The sequence below is a fragment of the Streptacidiphilus neutrinimicus genome, from assembly GCF_000787815.1.
GTDB lineage: Bacteria > Actinomycetota > Actinomycetes > Streptomycetales > Streptomycetaceae > Streptacidiphilus > Streptacidiphilus neutrinimicus.
The window spans coordinates 79,062-87,366 of the sequence record NZ_BBPO01000009.1; the positions used below are offsets into that span (position 1 = coordinate 79,062).

The window sequence follows — 8,305 nt, forward strand, 5'->3', positions numbered from 1 at the left end:
CGCTGACGGCGCTCGGCGTGCAGGCGGCGGCAACCCCTGTGCTCAGTGTGCCGGCCGTCGTCGTCTGCGGCGGTCTGCTGCTCGGCCTCGGGGTGGCACGGCCGTGAGACCCCGAGGCACGCGGAGCCCTGGCCCGGGCGGGTCCCGGGACGCGTCCGGGTCTTCCGGGGTTTCCGGGGTGCCCGACGGGCCTCAGGGCAGGCCGACGAAGTCGGCCATCTCCTCGACGGTGTGGGCGAAGAACGCGTCAGCCGGCTCGAACGCGCCGACGAGGTGGCCGAACAGCTCGAAGCTCAGCATCCCGACCAGCTGCGACCAGGCCACCACCCCGCGGGTGAAGACGCCCGCGCTCACTTCGGGAGCCATCGCCGCGACCAGCGCGCTGGCCTGCTCGGCGAGCACGCCGCGCAGCGGGCGCACCGGGGCCGCAAGGTCCAGCCGCCCGGCGGCGCCCCGGATCACGGAGACCAACGCGATCGGGACGCGGGCGGCCGGGGCGATGGTGTCCTGGGGCGCGGCGTAGCCGGGCACCGGCGTGCCGAAGAGCAGGGCGTACTCGTGCGGGTGCTCCTTGGCCCAGTCACGGACGCTGTGGCACAGGGCGCGCCACTGGGCGCGCGGGTCGTCTTCGGCGCTCTTGGCCACGGCGGTCTCGACCCGGTCGCCGAGGGCGTTGTAGGCGTCGATGATCAGGGCCGTGAGCAGGTCATCACGGCTCGGGAAGTAGCGGTAGAGCGCGGACGAGGCCATGCCCAGCGCCCGGGCGACGGCTCTGAGGGAGAGGCGCTGGGCACCCTCGTCGGCCAGCTGGCGACGGGCTTCTCGCTTGATCTCGAGGGTGAGCTCCTCGCGGGCGCGCTCGCGGGCGGTTCGGATGACTGGTGCCATGTCCGACAGTTTGCCACAAGAGAGAGCAGTGCACCCATACGGATGCGCCGATCAAAAACGAGAGCAGTGCTCTTGACAGCGCGTTGCGCACGAGGGATAGTCGAAGCACGGAAGCGAGAGCACCGCTCTCGAAACGGAGCCCCGATCTCGAGAGAGACCGGTCACCCTAGGAGCTCACGATGAACGCCGACGCCACGAATGCCTCCAGCGCCAACAGCAACGCTCCGCGCCTGGTCAAACCCGAGGGCGGGTTCATGGTCACCCTCGACCGGATCACCAACAAGATCATGACCTGGCTGACCTACCGCGGCGTCAGCATCCTCGGCTCCCGCATCCTGGCCGTCCGCGGCCGCAAGAGCGGCGAGTGGCGCACCACCCCGGTCAACCTGCTGATCATCGACGGCGAGCGCTACCTCGTCGCGCCGCGCGGCCACACCCAGTGGGTCCGCAACATGCGCGCCGTCGGCGGCGGCGAGCTGCGCCTCGGCAAGAAGGTCGAGCCCTTCCGGGCGACCGAGCTGGACGACGCCGACAAGCCGGCCGTGCTCCGCGCCTACATGAAGAAGTGGGCCTGGGAGGTGGGTTACTTCTTCGGCGACGTCAACGCCGACTCCCCGGAGGAGGAACTGCAGCGCATCGCCCCCGGATTCCCGGTCTTCCGCATCGCCGCCGCCTGAGCCCCGGCCGCCACCCCGGCCGGCGGCCCGCCGCCAACCGATCAGAGGCTCTCGGCCACCCAGCGTCCGAGCTCCTTCGCGCAGCCCTCGACCGACTCCCGCCAGCTCTGCGCCGCGCCCTCGCCGGCGTCGTCGCTCACGTGCTTCACCAGCCGTACCGGAAGCCCCGTCTGACGCACCGCCTGCGCGACGGCGTAGCCCTCCATGTCCACCAGGTCCGCCAGCTCGGCCAACCGGGCCCGCGCCGCCTCCTCGGAGACGAACAGGTCCCCGGTGGCGAGCACCGGTCCACGGCCCGTCAGCCCGATGGGCGCGCCGTAGGTCACCCCGGTCAGGGAGGCGAGCGTCTCGGTGTCGAGGTCGTGCTGGATCACCGAGCTCACCTCGTGCGTGACGCCGCCGAAGCCCGGCTTCAACGCCCCCGCCGTCCCGAGGTTGACCACCCCCGTCGGACGCGGCCCGCGCGCCAGCACCGTCGCCACGGCGGTCGCGGCGTTGACCTTGCCCATGCCGGTGAGCAGCACCGGAAGGTCCGTGTTCAGATGCGCCGCCTCCTCGGCGACGGCCAGGACGAGCAGCGGGCGGGTCGGGTCGATGTCTCCGATGAGGCGCATGAAGCCCATGCTAACGAGCCCTGAAATGACCGCGAAAAGCCCGCTCCAGCAGCTAGCGTGACCGCTATGAGCACCCACGAGACCTGGACCGCAGTCGACGCCTACCTCAGCACCACACTCGGCCTGCAGGACCCGGCCCTTGAGAACACGCTCAAGGCCAGCGAGGCCGCGGGCCTCCCCCGGATCGAGGTGTCCCCGCCTGCCGGACGCCTGCTGCGGCTCCTCGCCCAGATCCAGGGGGCGCGCCGTGTCCTGGAGATCGGCACGCTTGGCGGCTACTCGACCATCAACCTCGCCCGCGGCCTCGCCGAGGGCGGCCGCGTCGTCACCCTGGATTACGACCCCCGCCACGCCGAGGTCGCCGCCGCGAACATCGCGGCGGCGGGACTGGCCGAGCAGGTCGAGATCCGCGTGGGCAAGGCCCTGGACACGCTGCCGCAGTTGGAGCTGGAGGGCCGGGAGCCCTTCGACCTCTCCTTCATCGACGCGGACAAGGCCAACAACCCGCACTACATCCGCTGGGCCCTCCGCCTGTCGCGCCCCGGGGCGCTCATCGTGGTCGACAACGTGATCCGCAACGGCGGCGTCCTCGACCCCGAGGGCGGGCCTGACATCCAGGGAACCCGCGCCGCCCTCGCCCTCATCGCGGACGAGCCGCGCCTCGACGGCACGGCGATCCAGACCGTCGGCGCCAAGGGCTGGGACGGCTTCGCCCTGGCCCGAGTCCTCTCCTAGCAACAGCGCGGAGCCGCAGCCGGGTGCGGCAGGCGGCCCGGCGCGCGAGCGAAGGAGCCGAGCATCGGCTCCGGCCACGGCGCGAACGCCACGTCAAACACCCGGCTGCCGGGGCCGCCGCAACGCGGTGGACCCGAGCCGCGCGGCCGGCCCTGGCGCGCGGCGCGAGGGCGAGCGGGCCATCTTCGGCTGCGCCGCCCGGCGGCTCGCTCGGCGCAGCGATCGAGAGGCCTCAGCTCAGCTCGGCTCAGCTCGGCTCAGCCGGCAGGGTCCACTCACGCCACGAGCGCGCCACCGGGCCGCCGGAAAGCGCGGCCGCGCCGCTCGGCGCAGCCGGGGCGCGGTCAGACGGTGAAGGCGCCTGTCGGGGGTGGCGGGGAGGGGACTGCGTTCGTGTCGGTGACGGGGTGGGCGCCGGAGGCGAAGGCGGTGAGGCGGTCGCCGGTGACGACCCGGGCAGGGAAGGGGTCGCCCGCCGTGCGGCGAGTCAGGTCGTCGATGGGGAGGGGACGATGCGAGGCGAGCAGGACGAGGTTGCCGTAGCGGCGGCCGCGAAGGACGGAGGCCTCGGCGACGAGGGCGAGCTCCGGAAAGACCGAGGCCGCCGTCGCGACCTGGCCCCGGGCGAAGTCCAGCGGCGCGCCGTCGGCGAGGTTCGCCGCGTAGACGCCGTCCGGGCGCAGCGCCGCCGCGGCCAGGCGCAGGAACTCGACCGATGTCAGCGCCGCGGGGACGGTGTGGCCGCCCGCACCGCCGAAGACGTCCGTCACCACGAGGTCCGCGCTCGCGGGGGGCACGGCGGCGATCCAGGCACGGGCGTCCGCCGCCTCGACGGTGAGGTCCGCCGCCGCGTCCCACGGCAGCGCCTCCCGCACCAGGGCGATCAGGCCCGCGTCGAGCTCGGCCACGCGCTGGCGGGATCCGGGGCGCGTCGCGGCGAGATAGCGCGCAAGCGTGAGCGCGCCACCTCCGAGGTGGAGCGCGGTGACGGGCGCGGCGGGGTCCGCGCACAGGTCGGCGACGTGCGCGAGCCGTTGGACGTACTCGAACTCCAGATGCCGGGGGTCGTCGAGATCGACGTAGGACTGGGGGGTATCGTCCATGGTCAGCAGCCATGCGCGGGGCCGGTCCAGGTCGGGCATCAACCGCGCGGTGCCGAGATCGACCCGGCGCACGACGGGCGTGTCGTCGAACGTGTCGTCGGGCAGCTCCGGTACCGGATCCTGTCGGACGGCTTCCGTGGGGGCCTGGTGGTTCATACGCTCATTCTCCGTGCTCCGCGCGCGGGCCGGAAAACCGCCGGTAAACGAGTCGTTCGTCCACAGTGAAGCGCCATGGACATGCCATACACGCGTTGATCACTTATCGCACACCGACCTGCGACGAAATCGGCACGAAAAGTCGTCTCACCGCGTACAACCTTCGTCGGCCGACGGATGTCTTCCATGTGTCCGACGCACTACCGGAAGGAAAGCCCGTGCGACAGCCGACCCTCGCCTCACCGGTGCCGCTGCTCCGCGCGCGTACCAGCCGGCGGCTCGCCGTGCTGACCTTCCGGGAGGTGCCCGACGCCGGCGCGTTCGCCGCCCAGCTGGACCGGGTGCTGCGAGCCGCCACCCCCGTGTCGGCGGGTCAGGTGCAGCGGGCCATGTCCGGCGGGGCGCCGCTGCCGCCGCACAGCGTGCTGATCACCTTCGAGCACGGCCACCGCGACGTCGTCACGCACGCGCTGCCCGCGCTCGCGGCCCGCGCGGTGCCCGCGCTGGTGTTCGCGGTCGCGGGGCTGGTCGACACCGACGACCCGTACTGGTGGGACGAGGCCGAGTTCCTGGTCGGCGAGGGCGGCTGGGCGCGCAGCCTGTCCGGGCGCGCGGGCGGCTCGGTCGCCGCGGCGCTGGCAGCGATGCCCGACCCGGACCGTCGCCGCAGCCTCGCGGAGCTGCGGGTGACGGCGCACCACCGCGCACCCTCCGCCCCGCAGCTCACCACGGCGGACCTGCACCACCTGCTGGACGCGGGCATGAACATCGGCAGCCACGGGCTGGGCCACGCCCGGCTGGACCGCTGCGACGACTACGCCCTGCGCGAGGAGGTCGTCGGCGGCCACGAGCGCCTCACCAAGCTGACGGGCGCTCCGATCACCTCGTTCGCCTACCCCGACGACGTCCACGACCTGCGCGCGGTGACGCTGCTGCGAGGGCTCGGCTACACCAGCGCCTTCCGCAACGACGGCCGGCTGGTCGACCCGTACAGCGGCCTGCCGGACTCGCTGTGCATCAGCCGCGTCCGCGTCGGCACCCGGACGGCCCGGTCCCGGCTGGACGCCGCGCTGTCCGCGTGGGCGCCCTCCGCCTCCCGCAGGCTCCGCGGGGCCGAGGCCGTCTGAAGAGATCGGCTCCGCGGCCGCGACGATCGCCGCGATCGCCACGGCAGCTGAGTCCGCGGCGGCCGGGGAATCCGTGACCGCCCTGGCTGCCAGGGGGTTTTCCCGGCTTCGTCGATTCCTGGGAATTCCCTGACAATTGATGAGCCGTCATATTTCTCATGCGCTCCCCGGCCCCCTGGGCAGATTTCGGCGGCTTCCTCGGACGCCGCGGCGGGCAGCAGTGGAACGCGGCGGGCAGCAGTGGACGCAGGGCGCCGAGGGCCGCGCCAACGCAGACGTCGCGCAGCCCGTCGCGACCGCAGGTCGGCTTGGTGAGCCGGTCGACGACCCAGGACCTGCGAAGACCAGCCAGCTGAGCAGCACGCTGGAGACCGCCTCCCGGCCGTCGTCGTCGGCGAGCGGTAGGACGGCGAGCAGGCGCGTGCGCAGCGCGTCGAGCTCGCCCGTCATGATCGCCTGGATCACTGAGGCCCGCTGTTGAGACGAGGCCCACCCCCAGAGACCGGGCGCTGTTCGGGTCAGTCCAGCAGGGCGCGGCCCTCGGGGTAGGCGAGAGCCGCGGCCGGGAGGGGTTCCTCGCGGCCGCTGCGCAGCACGGTCAGGGTGCCCTCGCCGGTCTCGCGCAGCGGCCGCGCGCGGCGCAGGGCCTGCTCGACGACGGCGCGAGCCGAGCCGAACAGCAGCAGGTCCGGGCAGGTCTGCGCGAGCGCGGCGCGGATCTCGGCGGCCAGCAGCTCGTAGTGCGTGCAGCCGAGCACCAGCGCCCGGGTGCCGGCCGGCGTCTGCGCCGCCGCCGTGGCGACGATCGCGGCGATCTCCTCCGGCCGGGCGTACTCGACCGCGTCGGCCAACCCGGGGCAGGGGATCTCGGAGACGTCCGCGCCGGAGGCGAAGTCGCGGATAAGTCCGCGCTGGTAGGCGCTGCCGGTGGTGGCCGGGGTCGCCCAGATCGCGACCGCCCCGCCGTCCGCCGCGGCGGGCTTGATCGCGGGCACGGTGCCGATCACGGGAATGTCCGGCTCCAGCTCCGCGCGGATCGCCTCCAGCGCGTGGACGGACGCGGTGTTGCAGGCCACGACGAGCGCGTCCGGCTTCTGCTCGGCGGCGGCGCGGGCCACGGCCAGGGCGTGCGCGGTGATGTCCGCGGTAGTTCGGGGGCCCCACGGCATCCCGTCGGGGTCCTGTGACAGCACGAGGTCGACGTCGGGACGCAGCGCGCGCAGCGTGGCGGCCGCGGGCAGCAGGCCGATTCCGGAGTCCATCAGTGCGATCTTCACAGCGTCCGACCTTAGCCGATCCACGCCGCCGACGACCCGTGACGACCCCGGACGGCCCCCCTCGCGGTCACCCCGGAGCCGGCCGCCGACAGGTCACCTCCCCGCGGGGAGGTGACCGTTGCGGCACATCAAGATCACGGAAGGACAACGTCCCGCACAGCGACCGCACAGTGGTGTTCGTCTTCGGCCTCAACTCCTGCTACCTGCAGCGGGAGTTCAACCTCGTCGTCGACGCCTACCAGGGCGCCGCGCCCGGCACTCAGGTCTCCCTCGCCGCCTAACCGAGCTGGCATACTCGCGCGCGTGACGGTGCTGACCTTGATCGCGTGCCTGTCCCTGCTCGCCTGGCTCTGGCTGACCTGCTGCCAGGGCGGCTTCTGGCGCACCGACGTGCGGCTGCCGCCCCGTGACGCGGGCGGGGCGCGGCCGCCCGTGGCGATCGTCGTCCCGGCCCGCGACGAGGCGGAGGTGCTGCCGCAGAGCCTCCCCTCGCTGCTCGCCCAGCGGTACGGGGGCGAGGCCCGGGTGATCCTGGTCGACGACGGCAGCACCGACGGCACCGGCGACCTCGCCCGCCGCCTCGGCGAGGCGCCGGGCGCGCTGCCGCTGACCGTCACCTCGCCGGGCGAGCCGCCGGCCGGGTGGACCGGCAAGCTCTGGGCGCTGCGACACGGTGTCGAGCTGGCCGCGGACGTCGCGTACCTGTTGCTGACCGACGCCGACATCGCCCATGAGCCCGACTCGCTGGAGAGCCTCGTCGCCTCCGCCGAGACCGGGGACGGCTACGACCTGGTCTCGCAGATGGCCCGGCTCAGCGTCCGCACCCGGTGGGAGCGGCTGATCGTGCCGGCCTTCGTCTACTTCTTCGCCCAGCTGTATCCGTTCCGCTGGAGCAACAAGCCCCGCTCGCGGACGGCCGCCGCGGCGGGCGGCTGCACGCTGGTGCGGCGCGAGGCGCTCGCCCGCGCAGGCGGCGTGGCCGCGATCCGCGGCGCGGTGATCGACGACGTGAACCTGGCCCGGCTGGTGAAGCGCGGCGGCGGCCGCACCTGGCTCGGCCTCGCGGACCGCGTCGACAGCGTCCGCCCCTACCCGGAGCTCGGGCAGCTGTGGCGGATGGTCTCCCGCAGCGCCTACGCGCAACTGCGGCACAACGTGTTCCTGCTGGCTGGCACGGTGTTGGGGCTGACCCTGGTGTACCTGGTCCCGCCGGTGCTGACGGTCGTCGGGGCCGCGACCCTGCGGCCGCTCGTCGCACTGCCCGCGCTGGCCGCGTGGGCGCTGATGACGTTCACCTACCGCCCGATGCTCGCCTACTACGACCGGCCGGCCCGTGAGGCGCTGCTGCTGCCCTTCACGGCCGGGCTCTACCTGCTGATGACCGTCGACTCGGCGGTCCAGCACTGGCGCGGCCGCGGCGCCGCCTGGAAGGGCCGGACGTATCCCGCGCCCGAGAAGGAACCGGCGCGCTGAGGGACGTTGCAATCGTCCAGGGGCGCGCGGCTCCGCAGCTTGGCCGCGCGGCGCGAGCAACCACCCTGTGCGGTCCTGCCCGCTGAGCGACCCACCACACGCGGTTGCTGCTCGCGCCTACGCCGGGGGCGCATCCCACCCCAAGGCCCACAGCACGCCCCACCCCAAGGCCGGGGGCACCTCCCGCCCCAAGGCCCACAGCACGCCCCACCCAAGGCCGGGGGCACCTCCCGCCCCAAGGCCCACAGCACGCCC

8 protein-coding genes are annotated in these 8,305 nt (G+C 73.6%); 4 read left to right on the plus strand and 4 right to left on the minus strand.

Annotation, left to right across the window (positions count from 1 at the left end; genetic code table 11):
- Positions 1–192: 192 nt before the first annotated feature.
- On the minus strand, positions 193–888 hold the full coding sequence (locus TR48_RS08885) for a TetR/AcrR family transcriptional regulator (protein ID WP_042365395.1): 696 nt from the start codon (positions 886–888) through the stop codon (positions 193–195).
- Between the two features lie 179 nt (positions 889–1,067).
- Here TR48_RS08885 and TR48_RS08890 point away from each other — a divergent pair, with 179 nt between their 5' ends.
- Positions 1,068–1,565, plus strand: a complete 498-nt coding sequence (locus tag TR48_RS08890; protein ID WP_084729060.1) for a nitroreductase family deazaflavin-dependent oxidoreductase — start codon at positions 1,068–1,070, stop codon at positions 1,563–1,565.
- Positions 1,566–1,606: 41 nt separating this feature from the next.
- On the opposite strand, the gene TR48_RS08895 is transcribed toward TR48_RS08890, so the two are convergent.
- Positions 1,607–2,179, minus strand: coding sequence for a nucleosidase (locus tag TR48_RS08895; protein ID WP_174501682.1), 573 nt, complete (start codon positions 2,177–2,179; stop codon positions 1,607–1,609).
- Positions 2,180–2,245: 66 nt separating this feature from the next.
- Between TR48_RS08895 and TR48_RS08900 the strand changes: the two genes are divergently transcribed.
- On the plus strand, positions 2,246–2,914 hold the full coding sequence (locus tag TR48_RS08900; RefSeq protein WP_042365397.1) for an O-methyltransferase: 669 nt from the start codon (positions 2,246–2,248) through the stop codon (positions 2,912–2,914).
- Between the two features lie 344 nt (positions 2,915–3,258).
- On the opposite strand, the gene TR48_RS08905 is transcribed toward TR48_RS08900, so the two are convergent.
- Positions 3,259–4,056 (minus strand): spermidine synthase, encoded by a 798-nt coding sequence (locus TR48_RS08905; RefSeq protein WP_042365465.1) that lies wholly within the window; start codon positions 4,054–4,056, stop codon positions 3,259–3,261.
- A gap of 335 nt (positions 4,057–4,391) precedes the next feature.
- Here TR48_RS08905 and TR48_RS08910 point away from each other — a divergent pair, with 335 nt between their 5' ends.
- Positions 4,392–5,300 carry a polysaccharide deacetylase family protein gene (locus TR48_RS08910; RefSeq protein ID WP_042365398.1) on the plus strand — a complete coding sequence of 303 codons (909 nt, stop codon included), beginning with the start codon at positions 4,392–4,394 and terminating at the stop codon, positions 5,298–5,300.
- A gap of 518 nt (positions 5,301–5,818) precedes the next feature.
- On the opposite strand, the gene TR48_RS08920 is transcribed toward TR48_RS08910, so the two are convergent.
- Complete coding sequence (locus tag TR48_RS08920; RefSeq protein ID WP_042365400.1) at positions 5,819–6,577, minus strand: glutamate racemase; 759 nt, start codon at positions 6,575–6,577, stop codon at positions 5,819–5,821.
- A gap of 303 nt (positions 6,578–6,880) precedes the next feature.
- Between TR48_RS08920 and TR48_RS08925 the strand changes: the two genes are divergently transcribed.
- On the plus strand, positions 6,881–8,050 hold the full coding sequence (locus TR48_RS08925; RefSeq protein WP_042365401.1) for a glycosyltransferase: 1,170 nt from the start codon (positions 6,881–6,883) through the stop codon (positions 8,048–8,050).
- Positions 8,051–8,305 lie beyond the last annotated feature (255 nt).